Source organism: Paenibacillus sp. FSL P4-0081, from assembly GCF_000758565.1.
GTDB lineage: Bacteria > Bacillota > Bacilli > Paenibacillales > Paenibacillaceae > Paenibacillus_AQ > Paenibacillus_AQ phytohabitans.
In genome coordinates this window covers 4,847,984-4,868,658 of sequence record NZ_CP009280.1, presented here as the reverse complement: position 1 = coordinate 4,868,658, position 20,675 = coordinate 4,847,984, and the positions used below count along the sequence as shown (strand labels likewise).

General features: G+C 50.7%; 19 protein-coding genes. 18 read left to right on the top strand and 1 reads right to left on the bottom strand.

Annotation, left to right across the window (positions count from 1 at the left end; genetic code table 11):
• Positions 1-96: 96 nt before the first annotated feature.
• From dapG to P40081_RS20645, 8 genes are all read left to right on the top strand, one after another.
• A complete protein-coding gene (dapG, locus tag P40081_RS20680) occupies positions 97-1,317 on the top strand; it encodes an aspartate kinase (RefSeq protein WP_039294812.1) in 1,221 nt (406 codons plus the stop codon).
• Between the two features lie 16 nt (positions 1,318-1,333).
• Positions 1,334-2,209 carry a 4-hydroxy-tetrahydrodipicolinate synthase gene (dapA, locus tag P40081_RS20675; RefSeq protein WP_042138102.1) on the top strand — a complete coding sequence of 292 codons (876 nt, stop codon included), beginning with the start codon at positions 1,334-1,336 and terminating at the stop codon, positions 2,207-2,209.
• A 576-nt stretch (positions 2,210-2,785) separates the two neighbouring features.
• Positions 2,786-4,465, top strand: a complete 1,680-nt coding sequence (locus P40081_RS20670) for a ribonuclease J (protein ID WP_039294807.1) — start codon at positions 2,786-2,788, stop codon at positions 4,463-4,465.
• A gap of 165 nt (positions 4,466-4,630) precedes the next feature.
• Positions 4,631-5,128 carry an RNA polymerase sigma factor gene (locus tag P40081_RS20665; protein WP_231575157.1) on the top strand — a complete coding sequence of 166 codons (498 nt, stop codon included), beginning with the start codon at positions 4,631-4,633 and terminating at the stop codon, positions 5,126-5,128.
• Positions 5,125-6,144, top strand: coding sequence for an anti sigma factor C-terminal domain-containing protein (locus P40081_RS20660; RefSeq protein ID WP_052421919.1), 1,020 nt, complete (start codon positions 5,125-5,127; stop codon positions 6,142-6,144). Before P40081_RS20665 ends, P40081_RS20660 begins: the two co-directional genes overlap by 4 nt.
• Positions 6,145-6,322: 178 nt before the next feature.
• The gene (locus tag P40081_RS20655; protein WP_231575430.1) at positions 6,323-7,057 is read left to right on the top strand and encodes a ClpP family protease; all 735 of its coding nucleotides are present in this window, start codon (positions 6,323-6,325) and stop codon (positions 7,055-7,057) included.
• Positions 7,054-7,269, top strand: a complete 216-nt coding sequence (locus tag P40081_RS20650; protein WP_042138098.1) for a YlzJ-like family protein — start codon at positions 7,054-7,056, stop codon at positions 7,267-7,269. The genes P40081_RS20655 and P40081_RS20650 overlap by 4 nt, the downstream gene beginning before the upstream one ends.
• A gap of 94 nt (positions 7,270-7,363) precedes the next feature.
• On the top strand, positions 7,364-10,042 hold the full coding sequence (locus P40081_RS20645; RefSeq protein WP_042138096.1) for an FtsK/SpoIIIE family DNA translocase: 2,679 nt from the start codon (positions 7,364-7,366) through the stop codon (positions 10,040-10,042).
• A 74-nt stretch (positions 10,043-10,116) separates the two neighbouring features.
• On the opposite strand, the gene P40081_RS20640 is transcribed toward P40081_RS20645, so the two are convergent.
• Positions 10,117-12,093 (bottom strand): AraC family transcriptional regulator, encoded by a 1,977-nt coding sequence (locus tag P40081_RS20640; RefSeq protein WP_042138094.1) that lies wholly within the window; start codon positions 12,091-12,093, stop codon positions 10,117-10,119.
• A gap of 173 nt (positions 12,094-12,266) precedes the next feature.
• Between P40081_RS20640 and sleB the strand changes: the two genes are divergently transcribed.
• From sleB to pgsA, 10 genes are all read left to right on the top strand, one after another.
• Positions 12,267-13,133 carry a spore cortex-lytic enzyme gene (gene sleB / locus P40081_RS20635; protein ID WP_042138092.1) on the top strand — a complete coding sequence of 289 codons (867 nt, stop codon included), beginning with the start codon at positions 12,267-12,269 and terminating at the stop codon, positions 13,131-13,133.
• A gap of 184 nt (positions 13,134-13,317) precedes the next feature.
• On the top strand, positions 13,318-14,598 hold the full coding sequence (gene yfmF, locus P40081_RS20630; RefSeq protein ID WP_042138090.1) for an EF-P 5-aminopentanol modification-associated protein YfmF: 1,281 nt from the start codon (positions 13,318-13,320) through the stop codon (positions 14,596-14,598).
• A 2-nt stretch (positions 14,599-14,600) separates the two neighbouring features.
• Positions 14,601-15,881 (top strand): EF-P 5-aminopentanol modification-associated protein YfmH, encoded by a 1,281-nt coding sequence (yfmH, locus tag P40081_RS20625; protein WP_042138089.1) that lies wholly within the window; start codon positions 14,601-14,603, stop codon positions 15,879-15,881.
• Positions 15,881-16,648: an elongation factor P 5-aminopentanone reductase gene (gene ymfI, locus P40081_RS20620; protein ID WP_042138087.1), complete on the top strand. Its 768-nt coding sequence runs from the start codon at positions 15,881-15,883 to the stop codon at positions 16,646-16,648. Before yfmH ends, ymfI begins: the two co-directional genes overlap by 1 nt.
• Before the next feature lie 115 nt (positions 16,649-16,763).
• Positions 16,764-17,024, top strand: coding sequence for a DUF3243 domain-containing protein (locus P40081_RS20615; protein WP_036692667.1), 261 nt, complete (start codon positions 16,764-16,766; stop codon positions 17,022-17,024).
• A 147-nt stretch (positions 17,025-17,171) separates the two neighbouring features.
• On the top strand, positions 17,172-17,939 hold the full coding sequence (locus tag P40081_RS20610) for a DUF3388 domain-containing protein (RefSeq protein WP_042138084.1): 768 nt from the start codon (positions 17,172-17,174) through the stop codon (positions 17,937-17,939).
• 29 nt (positions 17,940-17,968) lie between these two features.
• Positions 17,969-18,928 (top strand): RodZ domain-containing protein, encoded by a 960-nt coding sequence (locus P40081_RS20605; RefSeq protein ID WP_042138082.1) that lies wholly within the window; start codon positions 17,969-17,971, stop codon positions 18,926-18,928.
• An 83-nt stretch (positions 18,929-19,011) separates the two neighbouring features.
• Positions 19,012-19,173: a hypothetical protein gene (locus tag P40081_RS39060; protein WP_167347618.1), complete on the top strand. Its 162-nt coding sequence runs from the start codon at positions 19,012-19,014 to the stop codon at positions 19,171-19,173.
• Positions 19,174-19,408: 235 nt separating this feature from the next.
• A complete protein-coding gene (locus tag P40081_RS20600; protein WP_042138080.1) occupies positions 19,409-19,900 on the top strand; it encodes a YajQ family cyclic di-GMP-binding protein in 492 nt (163 codons plus the stop codon).
• A 150-nt stretch (positions 19,901-20,050) separates the two neighbouring features.
• Complete coding sequence (gene pgsA, locus P40081_RS20595) at positions 20,051-20,638, top strand: CDP-diacylglycerol--glycerol-3-phosphate 3-phosphatidyltransferase (protein ID WP_039294770.1); 588 nt, start codon at positions 20,051-20,053, stop codon at positions 20,636-20,638.
• Positions 20,639-20,675 lie beyond the last annotated feature (37 nt).

Below are 20,675 nucleotides of genomic sequence, written 5' to 3'. Positions count from 1 at the left end.
ATGCACCCAGCGCAGCAAGAGCCGTTCTCTATGAAGGTAACAGCTATTCTGCGTATTTATCAGCGCTTGCTTAGAGAAGTAATGGAGGAATTATAAATGGGTATTTTGGTGCAAAAATTCGGCGGAACCTCGCTCTCTACACCGGTGGCCAGAGAACATGTAATCCGTCATGTCAAACGGGAGCTGGCCAGCGGGTTCAGCCTGGTGGTTGTAGTCTCGGCAATGGGCCGCAAAGGTGAGCCTTATGCTACAGATACACTGCTGGATCTGGCGGCTCAAAGCGGGAACTCGCTGCCCGACCGCGAACGTGATCTGCTGATGTGCTGCGGGGAGATTATCTCGGCGGCCAACCTCTGCGGACTGCTGGAGCAGGAAGGGATCCGTTCTACCGTGCTTACGGGGGCGCAGGCGGGATTTGTAACAGACAGCAGCTATGGTAATGCAAGAATTCTGGATGTGCGGACAGAACGCATTCTACGCGAACTGCGTGAGCATAAAGTAGTAATAGTAACAGGGTTCCAGGGCCAAACTGAGGCTGGTGACTTCACAACCCTTGGCCGCGGAGGAAGCGATACTTCGGCTACAGCGCTCGGAGCCGCACTGCGTGCGGACATGGTCGATATATATACCGATGTCGACGGCATTCTGACCGCTGATCCGCGGATTGTCGAAGATGCCAAGCAGCTTACTTATGTCAGTTATACGGAAATCTGTAATATGGCCTATCAGGGAGCCAAGGTAATTCATCCCCGGGCTGTAGAAATCGCTATGCAGGCTCAGATTCCAGTACGTGTACGGTCAACGTTCTCCGAAGCAGAAGGGACGCTTGTTACCCATCCTGAAGGCTTCAGCGATGTTTCGCACGGAGTCGTTGACCGTTTTGTCACGGGCGTTGCGTATGTCAGCAACATTACACAGATCTCCGTGGAATGTCCGGACGGCAACGGAACAGGCGTACAGCTGCAGATTTTCAAAAGCATGGCGGATAACGGGATCAGCGTAGACTTCATTAATGTGACTCCATCCGAGGCTCTGTACACTGTGTTTGATGACAAATCGGAGAAGGCAATCTCTGTGCTGCAGGAGCTGGGGCTGCGTCCTAGGAGCTTGTCCGGCTGTGCGAAGGTATCCGTTATCGGCGGAGGCATCAATGGGGTGCCGGGAATCATGGCCCGTATTGTTGAAGCGCTCAGCTCGCAAAATATTCAGATTCTGCAATCCGCAGACTCCAATACAACGATTTGGGTTCTGGTGAAGAAGGAAGATATGGTGCAGTCGGTTCGCGCCCTGCATGCCAAGTTTGAATTGCACCGCTGACAAGGAGGAATTCAAAGTGGATTTCGGAAGACTAATAACCGCAATGGTAACCCCGTTTGACGGGGACGGAGAAATCAACTGGGAAGCAACTTCAAGGCTTGTCGATTACCTGATAGAAGAACAGAAGTCCGCTGCGCTGGTAGTCTGCGGAACAACGGGTGAATCGCCTACCTTAACCGATGATGAGAAGCTGAAGCTGTTTTCTTTTGTCAAAAAGCAGGCAGGCGGACGCTGCAAAATCATCGCCGGAACCGGCAGCAACAGTACCAGACATTCCATCGAGCTCACGAAGGAAGCCGAGAAAATCGGCGTGGACGGTGTGCTTCTGGTCGTCCCTTATTACAACAAACCTAATCAGGAAGGGCTCTACCGGCATTTCTCGTCCATTGCCGCCGAGACTTCGCTGCCTTGCATCTTATACAATGTACCAAGCCGCACTACGGTGAGCCTAAGTGTCGCAACCACACTGCGTCTGGCCGAGATTCCGAACATTGTCGCTACGAAGGAATGCGTCTCGGTGGATCAGATCACCCTGATTGCCTCGGCCTGCCCGGATGATTTCCATGTCTACTCAGGGGATGATTCTGCGGGTCTGGCCACGCTTGCTGTGGGCGGCCACGGTATTATCAGCGTAGCCAGCCACATTGTCGGGGCGCAGATGCTGGAGATGATCGAAGCCTTCACTTCCGGGAATGTCCGCCGTGCCGGTGAGCTCCACCGGACGCTGTTTCCTGTGTTCAAGGGGTTGTTCGAATGCCCGCAGCCGCTGCCGAATCCTTCGGCGGTGAAATATGCGCTGGGTCTGCGCGGGATCGACGTAGGTTCAGTCCGGCTGCCGCTGGTTTCTCCGACAGATGAGGAAGCGGCCTTTATTGCAGCTTTGCTTAAGTAGGTATCAACCCAGTATTCTTAAGCAGATTTATATCGCTAACCGTCCGCTCTAAAGAGCGGGCGGTTTTTTATTTTGTCAGATCCGTATAAAGACTATGTAAAAAAACGCAAGCCATAAACCGCTTTTTTGCTTGTCTTTTCCTCAAATAATGGCTGTTTGTTAAGGAAAGAATAGGACTAGGATCAGGATGACTTGTCTTTTGCCAAAAAAATCATGTATAATGTCCTTAAGTGATTCGGTGCGGTTAAAATAAAATATGCGGTAATCTTCCGTCAATGTAATTTTACATTGTGAGACAGGATAGGTCCTTGGATAAGTCTGTGCTAAACATGCCGGATTTTCGCGCGAGGGGCGCGGTGATGAAATTTTGACGGCGTTTGCCCGCTTCAAGACGATGTTACTGCCCGGTTCGGGAGTTTCGCCTTGCGCAATTATATAGACTTATCGGAATTTCTTTGTCGAATAAGGGAAGTTAACAGCAAATTGAAGAAAGTCTACAGCGCCGCTGAAATAATTGAAGCTCATTGTTTACAAATAAAAGTATGACGTCCAACATCATAGGAGGGTTAGATTCATTTGTCGAAAAAAAACAACAACGATAAATTGTCGATATTCGCATTAGGCGGAGTCGGCGAGATCGGAAAAAACATGTACGTTATTCAGTACGGCAACGACATTGTAGTGGTGGATGCCGGTCTGAAATTCCCGGAAGAAGATATGCTCGGTATTGATATTGTAATACCTGACATCTCGTACCTGACTGAGAACCGTGACAAAGTAAGAGGGATTGTGCTTACCCACGGACATGAAGATCACATTGGCGGATTGTCTTATGTGCTCAAGAACCTGAATGTTCCAGTCTATGGAACAAGACTTACACTTGGCCTTGTGGATAACAAGCTCAAGGAAGCGAACCTGCTGGGTGAAACCAAACGGATTCTGATCAACGAAGATTCGGAAATTGAGCTTGGCACCTCGCTTAAGGTAACATTCTTCAGAACCAACCATAGTATTCCTGATTCCGTCGGTGTATGCATCGAGACGCCGGAAGGCAATGTTGTCCACACAGGTGACTTCAAATTCGACCACACGCCAGTTAACGGTCAATTTGCGAACCTGCACCGGATGGCCGAAATCGGATCGAAGGGTGTGCTTGCACTGCTGTCTGACAGTACCAATGCCGAGAAGCCGGGCTTTACACCTTCGGAGAAGAATGTCGGTATTGTTCTGGAAGATATTTTCCGTAAAGCTGAACAGCGTGTAGTTGTAGCAACCTTTGCTTCCAACGTGCACCGTATCCAGCAGGTGGTGAATGCTGCAGAATCGACAGGCCGCAAGATTACTGTCATCGGGCGCAGTATGGTAAACGTTGTTTCCATTGCTTCCGAGCTCGGTTACCTGTACATTCCTGACGGTATGCTGATTGAACCGGAAGAAATGAACAGAATGGCCGGCAACCGTGTAGTTGTGCTTTGCACAGGCAGCCAGGGCGAACCAATGTCCGCGCTGACCCGTATGGCGCGCTCCAGTCACCGCAAGGTAGACATTATGCCGGGCGATACTGTTATTATTGCAGCTACACCAGTACCGGGTAATGAGAAGTATGTAGGCCGTACCATTGATGAACTCTTCCGTCTTGGCGCCAATGTAATTTACAGCGGCTCCAACTCCGGTGTTCACGTATCCGGTCACGGCAGCCAGGAAGAGCTGAAGCTGATGCTCAACCTGATGAAGCCGAAATTCTTCATTCCGATTCACGGTGAGTTCCGTATGCAGCGCAGGCATGCAATTCTTGCAGAGTCCGTCGGTGTAGAACCAAGCAACATCTTCATCACAGAGCTTGGCGAAGTGATTGAAATTTCCGGAGGAGCAGCACGCAGAGCCGGCAAGGTTACTGCAGGCAACGTGCTCATTGACGGACTTGGTGTCGGCGATGTCGGCAATATCGTACTGCGTGACCGTAAGCTCTTGTCCCAGGACGGAATTCTGGTTGTAGTGGTAACACTCAGCAAGCAGAATGGAGCTATTGTCTCCGGACCGGATATCATTTCCCGCGGATTTGTCTACGTGCGGGAGTCTGAAGGTCTTCTGGACGAAGCTAACCGGATTGTATCCGGTACGCTGCAGCGTCTGATGAGTGAGAAGGTCAATGAGTGGGCTTCTCTGAAGACCAGTGTCAAAGACTCGCTTGGCCGTTTCCTCTACGAGCAGACACGCCGCAGACCGATGATCCTGCCGATCATCATGGAAGTATAATTCAAAGCTTCATTTAGAATATATGCAGGGCAATAGCCCCTTCTCCCCGGAAATATTGGACGGTTTCCTGGGGAGGAGGGGATTTTTGTGCAGCTATAAGATTTTTTTGCTGGCGGGCACAACATTTAAGGAGCTCAATCGTTATACTGCCAAGGGGGTGTGAAAGTGGGGGCTGGAAACAAAGAGCAGCTGCTCCAATCCAAAATGGCAGAAATACGCAGATATTTAATCCGGCTGGGTGCCGGAAGTGCAGATGCGGAAGATATCGTACAGGATACAGTCTACAAAGCCTTGCTGTATATTGACGGGATTGACGGCCATAAGTACAGTGCCTGGCTCTATAAGGTAGCGATTAACAGCTACTATGATTTATGCCGGAGGCAGACACGGTTCCGGTATTCTGATGAAATGGAGGATTATGAAGCGCCGGAGAGCGAACTCCCGGAGTCCATGCTGCTGCAGCAGGAGCAAAAAATACTTATTGAGAAGATCCTCGGCAGGATGAACCCGGCGAACCGCCAGCTGATTCTGCTGAAGTATGAAATGGAGTTCTCCTATAAACAAATTGCTGCGCTCTTGGGAGTCACAGAAGGTACAGTGAAGGCTTCTCTGTACCGTGCCAGGCAGCAGTTTCAACACATTTACGGAGGTGAGGCTGAATGACAGCCCCATGGGAAGGACAAGAGGATCAGAATCTGGCCCTGACACTAAAAAAAGCTAAACGTAAAAGCATAATCCGCAGTATTGTTATTTCACTGCTCGTTACCCTTATTACATTGACCGCGATATTTTTCGGTGCGGCACAGCTGGTGGCCCACCGCTCCGCTGAGACAAAGATGAGTGAATGGAAATATCTGATGATTAGCAGTCCCAATGAATATACGTCCAGCTATAGAGACAACCGCGGATTCCTATCTGGAGTGCTGGAAATGAATACTTATAAGATCATTGAAGGCGTACCTGTTCCGTGGAATGAGAAATGGTTCAATTATAACGAGTGGTGGTTTCCGTTTGCTACCGGAGCTTATGGGGGAACAACCAATCTGCAGGAGTCAGCGCCCCCGGGAAATCCGGACAGCCAGGCGTTCAGACGGCAGTATAACCCGCACAATGGGCAAAAGGAGATGGCCTATTACATTCCGGGCGTGGAATACGACAGTTCAATCCTCAATGACCTTAACCTGCTTACCGCGATGGGACCGGATGAATTGGCTGAGATGGCGCTGTCTTTTGATCAACCCTATTCCTTCGAGGAGGTGAAAAGAATGCTTCCTAAAGAGGCCAGACCTGTATGGTATTGGGTGGATACGTATGACGAAAGTTCCGGGTTCTATCTGAAATCCCACGAGGGTTGGGATGGCGTAATGATAAGTCCGCAGCCTGTATCATCTTCCTCAGGCATTTATGGGTTCGGCACCGGACCCAATGATAATGGCGGTGAGGTATCGCCGGTGGATTTTCTGGGATGGCTTCAATCCGGGCTGGAGTATAAAGACAATTATTATAGCGAATACAGCCGGATCAGCCGGTACCTCAAAAAGGATAAGGCTGAGCCTGACGCGGCAGATGTCCGGATTCTGGGAGTTGTTGTCACCGGCTCTGCCGCAGGTCTGAAGAGCTTGAATGGACAACCCTATATCCGGGGGGCAGTGCTTGGTGCCGTAGCAGATCCCTATTAACTTGAACAAACACAGACTGATATTTTATAACCGGATTTGCATAAGGGAGTCCCCCGGAATGTCATACTACCAGGAGATAGTATGGCTGCAGCGGATGGGTGCTGTAAGCAGAAAGGGAGAGCTGCGCACAATGGACTTCACAGAAGCAAGCATGAACAGCGGCAAGAACGAAGAGATTATGCCTGGAGAGATCAAACCCGGGGTCAGTGAACCTGTGCTGCCCGGACCGGTGGGGGTGCTGAAGGAGCTGGGGCAAACGGCGGTTCCTACAGGGGAGCCGGATATTTTCTGCATGACGATTATCGGCCAGATCGAAGGACATTTCGTATTGCCGCCGCATAATAAAACTACGAAATATGAACACATCATTCCCCAGCTGGTTGCCGCCGAGCAGAATAAGAATATTAAAGGGCTGCTGATTATCTTGAACACCGTCGGAGGGGATGTGGAGGCCGGGCTGGCCATTGCCGAGATGATTGCCTCCTTGTCCAAGCCAACTGTGACAGTGGTAATCGGCGGCGGCCATAGCATTGGCGTCCCGATCGCGGTATCCTCCAGCTATTCCATTATTGCCGAGAGTGCAACGATGACGATTCATCCGATCAGGATGAACGGTCTCGTGATTGGAGTGCCGCAAACCTTCGAATATATGGAGCGGATGCAGGAGCGGATGGTTAAATTTGTAACTTCGCATTCCCGTATTACAGAGTCGCAATTTAAAGACCTGATGTTCAAAACCGGAGAGCTGAACCGTGACATCGGTACCGCTGTCGGCGGACAGGATGCCGTGAAATATGGTCTTATGGATGAGGTGGGCGGTATAGGAGCTGCTCTGGCCCATCTGAACCAAATGATTGCGGGAAACGTTTCGCTTTCGCCTGATCATCTGGCGCCGGGAGGACTGACTCAATGACCTTTTATACGATTCTGCCGATGGAGCAGGTGTTTGAGGGTGCACTTAATTATGCGCTGCCGGTGCAGGAGGTCAGCTATCAAGGGATGCTGATGCAGGTCGAACCGCTTGAAGGCGGTCAGGCGCGGATTGTCAGGCTGCTTCAGTGTCCGCTGCACAGGTATCTGGAGGCAGCCCTGTCCCCCGGATCGGTCATTCAATTAGACAAATAAATGCGAACATACTGCCTATAGATGCATTTTCTGACAAAAGAGAACATAGGTACGCCACGCCATTATATGGTATAATGTTGTGGGGGTGGCTGGCGTGGCTAAAAAAAGAAAAAAGAAAAAGAAAAAAGCGCTGCTGGGCAGCGTTTTAAAATATGAAATCTATGGAATTCTGCTTATTACGATCTCCGTCATTGCTTTGTCAGGTGAAGCGGCTGTAGGGCGCTCTCTTTCAAGTATGGCGGGATACTTACTCGGCAGATTCTATTTTGTGCTGCCGCTGGCCGGCATTTTCTATGGACTGATGGTCATGATTCACCGTAAATGGCCGTCCACCTGGAACAGCCGGTATACCGGCGGGCTGTTGCTGCTGCTGTCCATGTGCCTGATGAGTACGATTTCGGCTATGCAGCAGAAGCTGGGACCGATCGGAATGCTGCATCCGGGCAATGTGCTGGCCCAAATACATAATGACCTCTCGGGTTCACTGTCTCCGGGCGCTGGTGAGAGCAGCGTGTACATGCTCGGCAAGGACATCAGCGGAGGGTACATCGGAGCGCTGGAGTATGCAGCTCTACTGTGGCTGTTCGGCAATCTGGGCGCCAAGCTGCTTATGATTGTTCTGCTGGCGATCAGCTTCATGCTGATTACCAATCTGTCGTATGTGGAGCTGTTTACGCTGCTCCGGGTAAGAGCGGTTAAGCTGGTGGAAGGAATAAAGCTCAGATCAGCCAACCGCCCTGCAGCGGTTCCGGTAGTGCCCAGAGCTGCAAGAAACAGCACACCTGCTGCACCGCAGCCGGCAGATGATGATGACTACTACGAAGACGATGAAGAAGAGAACAATAATCAGCTGCCTAGACGTGCACAGCCGAACCTGCTGGGAAGAGTGGCCGGCTGGTTCAGCGGCTCCGCCCGTAATCAGCAGCAGCCCGGGACGGAAGAATATGATGACGGGGAACTGCCGGATGTAATCCTGACAGAACCGCGGAACGGTCCGATAATATCCGGGCTTGCGGCCGGCAGGGGAATGCCGCCGGAAGATTTCGGCGAGGATGAATTCCCCGAAGAAGATCTGGAGCCGGTTACCCCGATCATCCGCGACTTCTTCGAGCACATCCGCTCGGAAGGTCTGAATGCGGAGGACCGGGAGGAGTGGAGCGAGTTCTCGCCGGCTGCACGCGGCGGCGGTGTTACAGGAGCGGGCGATGAGGCTCTCCCTGCTGCTGCCGGACATCCTGCACTTGCGGATGAAGCTGCAGAGGACGGACTTCCTGTAGAGCTGGAAGGGCTGCTGGGAACGGCAGAGAATGGTGAAGTGGTTCCGGCAGTTCCGCCACCTCCTCCGCCCAAGCCGTACAAGCTTCCATCCTTCCGGCTGCTGGCCAAGCCTAATAACGGAGCCAAGGCCGGAGACCAGAATGACTACATGCAGACGGCCCGTAAGCTGGAAGCTACACTTGAGAGCTTCGGTGTCCGGGCGAAGGTGCTTGAGGTTGTCCGGGGACCGGCTGTTACCCGGTATGAGATTCAACCGGATATCGGCGTGAAGGTCAGCCGGATTGTCAATCTTACCGATGATATCGCGCTGGCGCTGGCAGCCAAGGATATCCGGATGGAAGCGCCGATTCCGGGCAAGTCAGCCATCGGTATTGAAGTGCCGAACTCCGAGGTCTCAATTGTAACCATGCGTGAAGTAATGGAGACGCAGATTTTTCAGGAGGCAGAGTCACGGTTGTCGATTGCGTTCGGACGGGATATCTCCGGTCAGACGATTATAGGCAATCTGGCCAAGATGCCCCATCTGCTGGTAGCGGGGGCTACCGGTTCCGGTAAATCCGTCTGCATTAACGGCATTATTACCAGTATCCTGTATAAGGCGAAGCCTAATGAAGTAAAGTTCCTCATGGTTGACCCTAAGATGGTTGAGCTGAATGTATATAACGGCATTCCGCATCTGCTTGCGCCGGTGGTTACCGATCCCAAGCGGGCAAGTCTTGCCTTGAAGAAGATAGTGGTGGAGATGGAGAAGCGGTATGAGCTGTTCTCCAAGTCAGGCACGCGTAATATGGAAGGCTATAATACATTAATGAAAGATAATCCGGCAGCGGTATTGCCCTACATTGTAGTAATTGTGGACGAGCTTGCCGATCTGATGATGGTGGCGGCGAATGATGTCGAAGATGCGATCTGCCGGCTTGCCCAGATGGCGCGGGCGGCGGGAATTCATCTGATCATCGCCACACAGCGTCCTTCCGTGGACGTCATTACCGGACTGATTAAGGCGAATATTCCTTCGCGGATTGCATTTGGAGTATCTTCGAATGTGGATTCACGGACCATTCTGGATATGCCGGGTGCAGAGAAGCTGCTGGGACGGGGGGATATGCTGTTCCTGCCAATGGGAGCTTCCAAGCCGATTCGTGTCCAGGGGGCCTTCATGAGCGATCAGGAGGTCGAAACCATTGTACAGTATGTAAGCAGCCAGGGTGAAGCGAATTATGATGAATCCCTTGTTCCTGAAGTGGATGATACCCTATCGGAGGATCAGGATCCGCAGGATGAATTATATGAACAAGCCGTCCAGATTGTGCTGGAAGCCAAGCAAGCCTCGGTGTCTCTGCTTCAGCGGCGCATGCGGGTCGGTTACACCCGTGCTGCACGGTTAATTGATGCCATGGAGGCAAGAAGCGTGATCGGGCCTTACGAGGGCAGCAAGCCCCGTGAGGTGCTGATGTCCCTTGAACAGTATCAGCATAACAGAATCAGTTCATAACCCAAAAAAGATGACCCGTAGAAGGAGATACGGGTCATCTTTTTTAAGTTAGGCAATTTGTGGTCAATCTAAAATTATTTCACCCGGGGTGCTGCAAGCAGTTTGTCCACAATGAAATCAAGCTGTGCGTTCAGCGAATAGATATCGCTGTAATAGGATAATCCGAAGTCAATCTCCATCAGGCGGCCTTCTTTGACTGCCGGAATGCTGTTCCAGAGCGGATCGGCAGTCAGATCAGCCATCCCATCGTAGGAAGAACGGAAGATATAATCTCCACTGTAATCGGCCAGAACTTCAAAGGATACGGAATCACCGCCCATATCGCTCTTGGAATCAATTTTTTGCTGGAGAATCTCAGGCGCCTTCATTCCGAGATATTCATAAATGACCTGTGAACCCCGGCCATATTGTTTGCTCATGACCACTACCATGCTGCGGTCTGCGCCGCCTTCCATGATGGAGACCGTTGAACCGAGAATTCCCGCTTCCTGCAGCTTCTGCTTACTGTCCTCCACTTTGGCATTGAAGCTGTTCAAAAGGCCGGTAGCCTGTTCTTCCTTGCCGAAAATATGTCCAATGAACCTTACCCGCTCATCGGTCGTCATCTTCTCATAAGGGACCAGCACTGTCGGTGCGATGTCATGCAGTGCTGCATAGGTCTCCTCAGAAGGAACAATGATCAGATCGGGATCCAGCGAGAGTACAGCCTCAGGACTAGCCTCAAACCAGGTGCCCAGTTTCTGTACATCCTTCAATTCATTCTCAAAGGCTGCGCCTTCGGATACATCAGATACACCTATGGGTTTGATACCAAGTGCGAGGACATCGCCCAGCAGATACAGTACTACCACACGCTGGGGATCGGCTGGAACCTCTACGTCTCCTTTGACGGTGGAGATGGTCCGGGTCTGGGCCTCGGCTGCAGTGTTATCAGGGGATGTTGTAGCGGCTGCAGTCGCAGCAGGCGAAGCGGCTCCTGAGTTGCTGGCATTGCCCGCTGTAGTGTTGTTGGCACCTCCTGCGGAACACGCGCTTAACACTATGGTGAAGCATAACAACAAGGTGAGCATTAGGGATGGTTTAGCCGTTCTGAACATGGGTGACGCTCCTTTTGGGTTATATTGATAATGATTATCATCATCAATATATCGGAGAGTGTCTTCCCAGGCAATGTCATAAGCGGACACAGCGGATGGTATTTCCGGCCAGTTTGACACGGTTAGCAGGGAATTTTTGTACCTTACCGGCGAGGTGCCGAAATGCTTTTTGAACATTTTGCCGAAATGATATGCATCCGGGTAGCCGACGGCAAGCGCAATATCATGCAGCGTGGACTCTGTATTCAGTAGCAGCTCCCGGGCTTTGTCCATACGGATCTGTATCATATACTGGGCAGGGCTGGTCTGAAGCCTCATCCGGAAAAGCCTCGACAAGGTTCTCGGGCTCATCCCGAGTGTGCCGGCGAGTGCATCCAGCGTGAATGGTTTGCTGTAACTGTCGTGCATGTAGCGTACTGCCTGGTCCAGCGAATCCGCTTTGAGGGGCTGAATATCCTGCGCATGGAGCTGACGGAGCAGCTCATGGACCCATTGATAGAACAAGGCTTTGGCATGCAGATGCTCGAGTACGCCGCCTTGCTGCCATTCGCCATACATCTGGATCAGGATCTCGTACAGCGGAAGCGGATTGCCTGGAGTGAAATTGTAAATTTTGCTAAAAGGCCGGCTGCGCTCCATAAGTGCTGTAAGATTCCGCCGTCCGGGGAGCGTAAGTGTGGATCTGTATAAAATTAAGTAATAATCCAGGATTTCCTGTGTCTTGAGCACTTTGATCATCATGCCTTTGCCGCCATGAATGACACTGGAGCCGCTGATTTCAAATGAAATCTCATCTATAAGCACAGTTGCACTGCCGCGTACGACATACATATATGTACTGGCTGGAAGGCGGTACAGCAGCGGAGGTTCTCCCGAAGTGAAAGAGGCCTTGCGGATATCAATAACTTCTATTAAAGCGTGGTTCCACAGTATGATATGGTCCTTCAGATTCATGATTCTTCTCAACTCCTGTTGGTTCATAACCCAAGTATAGTTGATAATCGTTCTCAGTTGCAATGGATTTGCTCTTGCCAGTCTTACGGTAATGCATAGGATGTCTTGTGAGTCGTCATAATAACTTTAGCCATTCATGCAGAACTTACAAGAGAAAGGTAGAGCGAACCCCCATGACAAAACATAAGCAGTGGATCTTTGCCGCACTAACCCTTGCCTTGGCCGCCGCACCATTTGCCGGCGTATTCTTTGAAGAACGCGGCGTGACGTACGCCCAATCGTATGCAGCAGAGCCGGTTATAACTGAAATTCCTGACGAAGGGGAAGAAGCATTACCCGCTTTTGGCACAACGCCGCTGAAGCTTGGATCTTCCGGACAGGATGTGTATGAGCTGCAGGGGAGACTTAAGCATCTTGGCTATTATGCCGGTCCCATTGACAGCCAGTTCGGAGCCAAAACCAAAAATGCCGTCACCTGGTTCCAGTGGAAATTCGGCTTGAAATCCGACGGAGTTGTTGGTGCCAAAACAAAGCTCAAACTGTACAATGCAACAACAGCCTGGAAACCTACAGCCCCCAAGACATCGACCGCCAATAAGGATACATCATCCGGAACGGCGGCAAAAAAGAATGATACAGCCAAAACGAATACAGCTGAGCTGTCTTCCGGCAATACGATGGGGCTGTCCGAAAATGACCTGAAAATCATGGCTAATGCCGTTTACGGTGAATCACGCGGGGAGCCGTTTGAAGGACAGGTAGCGGTGGCGGCGGTTATTCTAAACCGGGTTAAATCGCCGAGCTTTCCCAACACGCCTTCGGGTGTGATTTTTCAACCCGGAGCCTTTACGGCTGTAGCTGACGGACAAATTTATCTGGAGCCTAATGAACAGGCACGCAAGGCAGTGCAGCAGGCGCTTAACGGCTGGGACCCTTCCGGCGGCTGCCTCTATTATTTTAATCCCAAGACAGCTACTTCCAAATGGATCTGGAGCCGACCGCAGGTGAAGACGATCGGTGAGCATATTTTCTGTATGTAACTGAAGGAATGTTTTTGCACAGCAAGGCATTAATGGCAGCATGACAGCGTCCGTATAAATCCTTTCTGAGAGCAACCGGTACGCTGTCTTCCGGTTGCTTCCTTACTTTGGAATGGTTTAGAATGGATAATACTTCATAAACTTGTTGTATAGCATCTACCCACGCCGCAAAGGAGTTTTGGACTTGACAAATAATGGATTTCAACATGGCAACGCCGCAGGCATGCGCATACACGTTCTGCCGACCAAGGCGTTCAAGACGTTCGCCATCTCACTTTATGCCGGCGTTCCGCTTGACGAAAGTACCGTCACCCCTACAGCGCTGGTTCCTTTTGTGCTCCGCCGGGGCACAGCCTCCTACCCTGAAACCACCCAGTTCCGCGAACGTCTGGAGGAGCTTTATGGTGCAGGTTTCGGCTTCGACATCTACAAACGCGGCGATTATCAGATCGTGCAGTTCCGGATGGACACGATCAATGACTCCTTCGTACAGAGCAAGGAGAGCCTGCTTGGAGAATCTTTTGCTTTTCTGGGAGAAGTATTGACCCGGCCTTTGCTGGAGGACGGAAGCTTCCGCGCGTCCTATGTGGCGACTGAACGCGAGACCGTCCGCAAGAAGCTGGAAGCGATTGTGAACGATAAAATCCGTTACGCGGCAGAACGCTGCATTGAGGAAATGTGCCGCCTTGAACCCTACCGTCTGCATCCGCTCGGACAAAGAGCCGATCTGGATGCCATTACCCCTGAATCGCTGTACCAGTCCTATAATTCCTGGCTGAATGGAGCGACCCTTGATCTGTACGTGGTAGGTGATACTACACCGGAAGAAGTGGAGAAGCTGGTCATTGCCAATTTCAGCCGCGCGCATCATTCCGAATCTGCGCCGTACACCTCAGACTTCACCCCGGTAACGGTTACGGAAGTGCGGACGGTGGAGGAGAAGCTGGATGTCAATCAAGGCAAGCTGAATATGGGTCTGCGTACCTCAATCACGTACAAGGATGACAGATACGCTTCTGCGCTCATGTACAACGGCATCCTCGGCGGATATCCGCATTCAAAGCTGTTCGTCAACGTGCGCGAGAAAGAGAGCCTGGCCTATTATGCTTCCTCCCGCTACGACGGGCATAAGGGCATCGGGACGATTCAATCGGGAATTGAGACCCAGAATTACGGCAAGGCCGTTGATATCATCCGCAAGCAGCTTGATGAGCTGAAGGCCGGCAATATCAGTGATCTGGAGCTGAGCCAGACCAAAGCGATGATCCGCAACCTTTTGTCCGAAATTCAGGATTCCGCATTTGAGATGATCTCGTTTGATTTCAACCGCCAGATATCCGGCAAAGACCGTTCTGCACAGGAACTGATGGACCAGGTTGACCACATCGGGGCGGAAGAAGTGAAGGCTGCGGCTGACACCTTCCAGCTTGATACGATTTATTTCCTGACAGGGAAGGAGGAATAGCGGTGGAAAAGCTCCATTACGAAAGACTTCAAGAAACACTCTATCATGAGGTTATGGATAACGGTCTGCAGGTGTATGTGCTGCCGAAGCCGTCTTTTCTCAAAACCTACGCTACCTTTGCGACCAAATACGGTTCTGTAGACAATCACTTTAAGGTAGCGGGCGGGGAAGAAACCACCGTGCCTGACGGTATCGCCCACTTCCTGGAGCACAAAATGTTCGAAGAGCCCGAAGGCGATATCTTTGCCACCTTTGCTTCCAACGGCGCATCTGCGAATGCATTCACCAGCTTTGACCAGACGGTATACCTTTTCTCGGCGACGGAGAACATTGAGCAGAATCTCAGTACGCTCGTTGATTTTGTGCAGCGTCCTTATTTCACGGATGAGAATGTGGAGAAGGAAAAAGGGATCATCGGCCAGGAGATTAACATGTATGCGGATAACCCGGACTGGCGTGTGTATTTCGGGCTGATCGAAGCGATGTATGCCAAACATCCGGTTCATATTGACATTGCCGGAACCATCGAGTCAATCGCAACCATCACCAAAGAAACGCTGTATACCTGTTACAACTCCTTCTACCATCCCAGCAATATGCTGCTGTTCATTGTCGGCGGTGTCGATCCTGAGAAGGTATTTGAACTGATCCGCAACAATCAAAAGGGTAAAAATTATGAGAAGCAGGGTGAAATCACCCGTATCTTCGAGCACGAGCCGCATGAGGTGGCATCGAAGCATGTGGAGAGCCGGCTCGCGGTCTCCATTCCCAAAATGATGTTCGGGTTCAAGGAAAAGGTGGATGGCCTCACGGGTGAGGCTGCAGTTCGCCGTGATCTGACCACCAGACTGATGTTGGATCTGCTGCTCGGCAGCAGTACGGCGCTGTATCAGAAGCTCTATGATGAGGAACTGATCTCGGACAGCTTCGGCCATGAATTTAACAGCTCCCCGCAATATGCGTTCTCGGCAATCGGCGGTGATACCAAAGATCCGGGCCTGCTGCTTGACCGGATCAAAGAAGAGGTTGGTCATATCCAGGAGACGGGCTTCGCAGAGAAGGATTTCGAGCGTGCCCGCAAAAAGAAAATCGGCGGCTATCTGCGTATGCTGAATTCGCCGGAGAGCATTGCCCATGAGTTCACCCGTTACCAGTTCCGCGGCGGAGATCTGTTCGAAGTGCTTCCCCTCTATGAATCGATCACGCTGGAGGAAGTGAATGACCGGCTGCGTAATCATGTGGACTGGGAGCAGCTGGCTGTGTCGCTTGTGGTGAGTCCTTAATGGCATTACCGGGAGAGGGCAGCAAAGCGATTGGCGAAATGACAGTGCTCATTACCGGAGGCAGCGGGGGAATCGGCGGAGCCATCGCCGAGCGATTTGCTTCGGTAGGCATGAACATTGTGATTCATTATATGAATTCGCATGAAGCGGCGAATGATGTTGCCCGGCGGTGTATGGCGCTGGGGGCAAAGGTGATGACTGTGGCTGCGGATATGAAGGACCGCAGCCAGCTTGTGCGTATGGCCGAGCGGCTTGAGGCCAGCGGCATGATGCCGGATATCCTGGTCAACAATGCCGGGAAGGCGCATTATGGCATGCTGGCCGATGTAACGGAGGAAGAGTGGGACGATATTATGGCGGTGAATCTGAAGGGCACCTTTATGTGCAGCCAGATTTTCATGCCTTATATGGTCTCCCAGCGTTACGGGCGGATTATTAATGTTTCTTCCGTATGGGGGATTTCGGGCGCTTCCTGTGAAGTGGCGTATTCGGCCAGCAAGGGCGGAGTGAATGCTTTCACCAAGGCACTGGCGAAGGAGCTGGCACCTTCCAAGGTTACAGTCAATGCCGTTGCACCGGGAGCGGTCCAAACAGCCATGCTGGCCAATCTGCAGGCGGATGAGGTGAAGATGCTGGAGGATGAGATCCCTGCGGGGAGGCTTGCTTCTCCTGAAGATATCTCATCGCTGGTTTATTTTCTGGCGCTGCCTGAATCGGGCTATATTACCGGCCAGATCATCAGTCCGAACGGCGGCTGGATTACTTAAGGCCAGGCAGCATGAGTTCTGGAGAAATGCTCCAGCATAAGAACTTCCGGCTTGAGACATATTATAACTGTTGCTTTTAAATCTCAATATCATTACAACTTGAGGAGGATTTAAGATGTCAACAGATTCCGTAGTGAAGAACTTTGATACTTGGAAAAGCTTTCTGGGAGACCGGGTCATTCAGGCCGAAAAAATGGGGATGAGCGACGAGACCATCACCAAGCTGGCTTTTGAAATCGGGGAATTCCTCGATAAGAAGGTCGATCCGGGCAACTATTCCAACCGGGCCATCAAAGAGCTCTGGGATGTCGGAACGGATGATGAGAAGCATACCATTGCTGGACTCATGGTCAAACTGGCAAAGAAAAACGCATAAGCATGCGGAAGAAGCTCCCCTTGCGGGAGCTTTTCTGCAATTATTACAACAGTGTCCTTGCCTTTCAAAATTTTTTTATATATCATTAACATGACCCGTGTAGCGAAAGTGACATGCAGGGAAAAGGAATCTATGAGGTGCGCAAAAGTGGAATATAAACAATGGTATATGGAGTACAAGATACATAAGAACAGACCCGGTCTCCTTGGAGATATCGCTTCAATGCTGGGAATGCTGGAAGTCAATATCCTGACGATTAACGGTGTTGAAGGCAAAACCCGCGGGATGCTGCTGGAAACAAGTGACGATGAGAAGATCATGCTGATGGGCGAAATGCTCAAAAAAGTTGATAATATAACGGTAACGGCACTGCGTTCTCCGCGCCTTGTGGATAAGCTTGCCGTCCGTCATGGACGATATATTGACCGCGATTCGGATGACCGCAAGACCTTCCGCTTCACCCGCGATGAGCTCGGACTGTTGGTGGATTTCCTCGGTGAATTGTTTAAGCGGGAAGGGAATCAGGTTATAGGTCTACGAGGCATGCCGCGTGTAGGCAAGACAGAATCTATTATTGCCGGCAGTGTATGCGCCATGAAGCGCTGGACTTTTGTCTCGTCTACGCTGCTGCGACAGACGGTACGGAGCCAATTGGCGGATGATGAGCTGAACCCGAACAATGTATTTATCATTGACGGAATCGTAAGTACCATCCGTTCAAATGAGAAGCATTACAACCTGCTGCAGAATGTCATGAGCATGCCGAGCACCAAGGTGATTGAGCATCCGGATATTTTTGTGCGGGAATCCGAATACACCTTTGATGATTTCGATATCATTATCGAGCTGCGCAATACGCCGAACGAAGAGATATTGTACGAGTCGTTTACGACAAGCTACAGTGATGATCTTTAATATATACAATATTTTTAGGAGGTGATGGTATGTCGGAACTGGGCCGGCATTTGAAGGAGGCGCGTCTGCAAAAAGGGATGAGTCTTGATGATGTCCAGGAAGTAACAAAGATCCGCAAAAAATATTTGGAAGCCATCGAAGCAGGTGATTATAAAGTGCTTCCGGGAAGTTTCTATGTCCGGGCCTTTATCAAAACCTATGCTGAAGCGGTCGGGGTAAACCCGGATGAACTGATGGAGGAGCACGGCAATGTGCCTGCGGCTCCGGTCGATACCACCATGGAGACAGTGATCCAGAAGCGGAGCCGCAAGCCTGAAACCGAACGGAATGCCAAGTGGCTGCCTACCTTGCTGATGTGGACCTTTCCTGTCTTAATCCTTGTGGTCATCTATCTGTATGCATCTTCAACGATGAATAAAGAAGAGGCGGACAAAACGGATTCGGGGAGTTTGACTGCCGCTACGCAAGATCCGGCGAAGGTTCAGCCTTCAGCCACAGCGGCCGGCGGCGGTGCAGCAGCTACAGCTACTACGGATACTGGAGCAACTGCGACTGTTGCACCAACTGCTACTCCGGTGCCTTCCCCGACTCCGTCCACGCAGTCCATAACGGTTACAGAGGACCGCAAGTCGGGCAAAACGACAATCTATAAGGTTACGGCACCTGCGGGAAGCTCGGTTCAGGTAGAGATTGCCGCGACGGGAGTCAGCTGGCTTGAAGTCTACCAGGGCGAGAACTCCAAGGGGGAGAAGCTAAGCTTCGGGAACACTAAGGCTGGCGATAATATGAGCTTTACGCTCGGAAGTGCAGGAATGTACATCAAATCCGGCTACTCCCCGGCTACCACAATTTCAGTAAACGGACAAGTTATTACCGATGGCAAAACATCGTCCCGGCTGCTCCTGGAGCTGGATGACGGAACTTCTGCCTCCGGCACTGATGATGCAGCTAATGCTGCTTCTGACGGTGAGAGTGCCACAACCGAATAGCAAATCCAATGTATAGGTTTCGGCGGATTGGAGAACCTAGGAATGATTTACAGTTCTTACTCCAAAGTGAGGTGTATTCTCTCATGACCGTCAGCTGGATCGTAACAGGACTTGGCATTATTGTCAGTCTCCTCGGTTATTATCTGACACCGAGTGCCTGGGGCTATGGTATTCTGGGCTTCGGACTGGCACATATTGTGCTCGGGATTCTGGATATGTTCCGGGCTCCTGCACGCAGCAGATAATACCTGGATGTGAGCGTCTCCCGGAGTTTGCTTCGGGAGACGTGTTTTTTATAATGTAATCCTTAATACATAGTTATACGCTCTATCTCTTTTACGTTCTATCTCTGGAAGCCAGGGCCCCACTTTGTGGGGTTGTTTTGTAATGCCTGTGGTGCTTTTCTTTCCAGTATTAGACTTAGGAGTCCCTTTCTCATATAATAGGAACAGACTAAATGTAAGCAAAGGACGTGGAATCATGAGTTCGGAAAGTTCATTCGACATTGTATCCAAAATGGATATGCAGGAATTGACCAATGCGGTCCATCAGACGGAGAAGGAAATTGATAACCGCTTCGATTTCAAGAACAGCAAAAGCAGTCTAAAGCTGGAAAAAGATGCGCTGATCATCGCTTCAGAGGATGAATACAAGCTAAATGCGGTTATTGATATCCTGCAGTCGAAAATGGTTAAGCGAGGAATTACACTGAAAAATATGGATTTTGGCAAAGTAGAACCCGCCTCACTGGGCACTGTACGCCAGCGTCTGGGCCTGAAGCAGGGAATTGATCAGGAGAACGCGAAGAAGATTAATATCTTGATCCGTGACTCCAAACTAAAGGTGAAGAGCACCATTCAAGGGGATCAGATCCGTGTTACCGGTAAAAGCCGCGATGACCTCCAGCAAATTATCCAGCTCCTGCGCAAAGCTGATTTGCCGCTCGATCTGCAGTTTAACAATTTAAAGTAAGCTTACGTACCCCGCAGTGTATACGCACCTTACTTTGCGGGGTATTTTATGTTTTTTTGACACTTATTTATGGCTATAATATACTTGCTAAAGCAGTTTTGAAGAAAATTGTGGAATATCGGATTCGTATGGATCAGGGGAGGAACTTCAGTGAATTTGCCCAACCGCATCACGCTAGCACGTATTTGTCTTATCCCGATTATGATGTTTTTTCTGCTGGTGGATTTCAGCTTCTATCCGGAACCGATACATTGGGGCTCATTTCAGCTTTCAATTAATCATTTGATTGCAGCTGTTATTTTCCTGCTTGCCGCCAGTACAGATGGAATAGACGGGTACATAGCCAGAAAGTATAACATGGTCACCAATCTCGGCAAACTGCTGGACCCGCTTGCAGACAAGCTGCTGGTCTCTGCAGTATTGATCTCGCTGGTTGAGCTGGGAAGATGTGATTCCTGGATTGCCATTGTCATCATCAGCCGTGAATTTGCCGTGACCGGCCTGCGCCAGGTGGCATTGCTTGAAGGTAAGGTAGTGGCCGCGAGCAAATGGGGCAAGATAAAGACAGTCACTCAGATTGTCGCGATTTCGCTGCTTCTGCTTAACAATTTCCCGTTCCAGTTCGTCAGCATCCCGGTGGATGATATTGCGATTTGGGCTGCAGCGATTATCACCATCTATTCGGGTATTGATTATTTCGTGAAGAACAAGGACTTGCTGCAGCTTCATAATGCCTGAAGTTTGCTAAGCTGCTTGATTTTTGCATCATTTCTAC

What these genes read in the sequence shown, in the direction of transcription:
- P40081_RS20650 (WP_042138098.1), top strand. Translation starts at nt 7,054, where the DNA reads ATGACCTTTTATACGATTCTGCCGATGGAGCAGGTGTTTGAGGGTGCA.
- P40081_RS20600 (WP_042138080.1), top strand. Translation starts at nt 19,409, where the DNA reads ATGAGTTCGGAAAGTTCATTCGACATTGTATCCAAAATGGATATGCAG.
- P40081_RS20615 (WP_036692667.1), top strand. Translation starts at nt 16,764, where the DNA reads ATGTCAACAGATTCCGTAGTGAAGAACTTTGATACTTGGAAAAGCTTT.
- P40081_RS39060 (WP_167347618.1), top strand. Translation starts at nt 19,012, where the DNA reads ATGACCGTCAGCTGGATCGTAACAGGACTTGGCATTATTGTCAGTCTC.
- P40081_RS20605 (WP_042138082.1), top strand. Translation starts at nt 17,969, where the DNA reads ATGTCGGAACTGGGCCGGCATTTGAAGGAGGCGCGTCTGCAAAAAGGG.
- P40081_RS20660 (WP_052421919.1), top strand. Translation starts at nt 5,125, where the DNA reads ATGACAGCCCCATGGGAAGGACAAGAGGATCAGAATCTGGCCCTGACA.
- P40081_RS20640 (WP_042138094.1), bottom strand. Translation starts at nt 12,093, where the DNA reads ATGAATCTGAAGGACCATATCATACTGTGGAACCACGCTTTAATAGAA.
- sleB (WP_042138092.1), top strand. Translation starts at nt 12,267, where the DNA reads ATGACAAAACATAAGCAGTGGATCTTTGCCGCACTAACCCTTGCCTTG.
- ymfI (WP_042138087.1), top strand. Translation starts at nt 15,881, where the DNA reads ATGGCATTACCGGGAGAGGGCAGCAAAGCGATTGGCGAAATGACAGTG.
- dapG (WP_039294812.1), top strand. Translation starts at nt 97, where the DNA reads ATGGGTATTTTGGTGCAAAAATTCGGCGGAACCTCGCTCTCTACACCG.
- P40081_RS20655 (WP_231575430.1), top strand. Translation starts at nt 6,323, where the DNA reads ATGCCTGGAGAGATCAAACCCGGGGTCAGTGAACCTGTGCTGCCCGGA.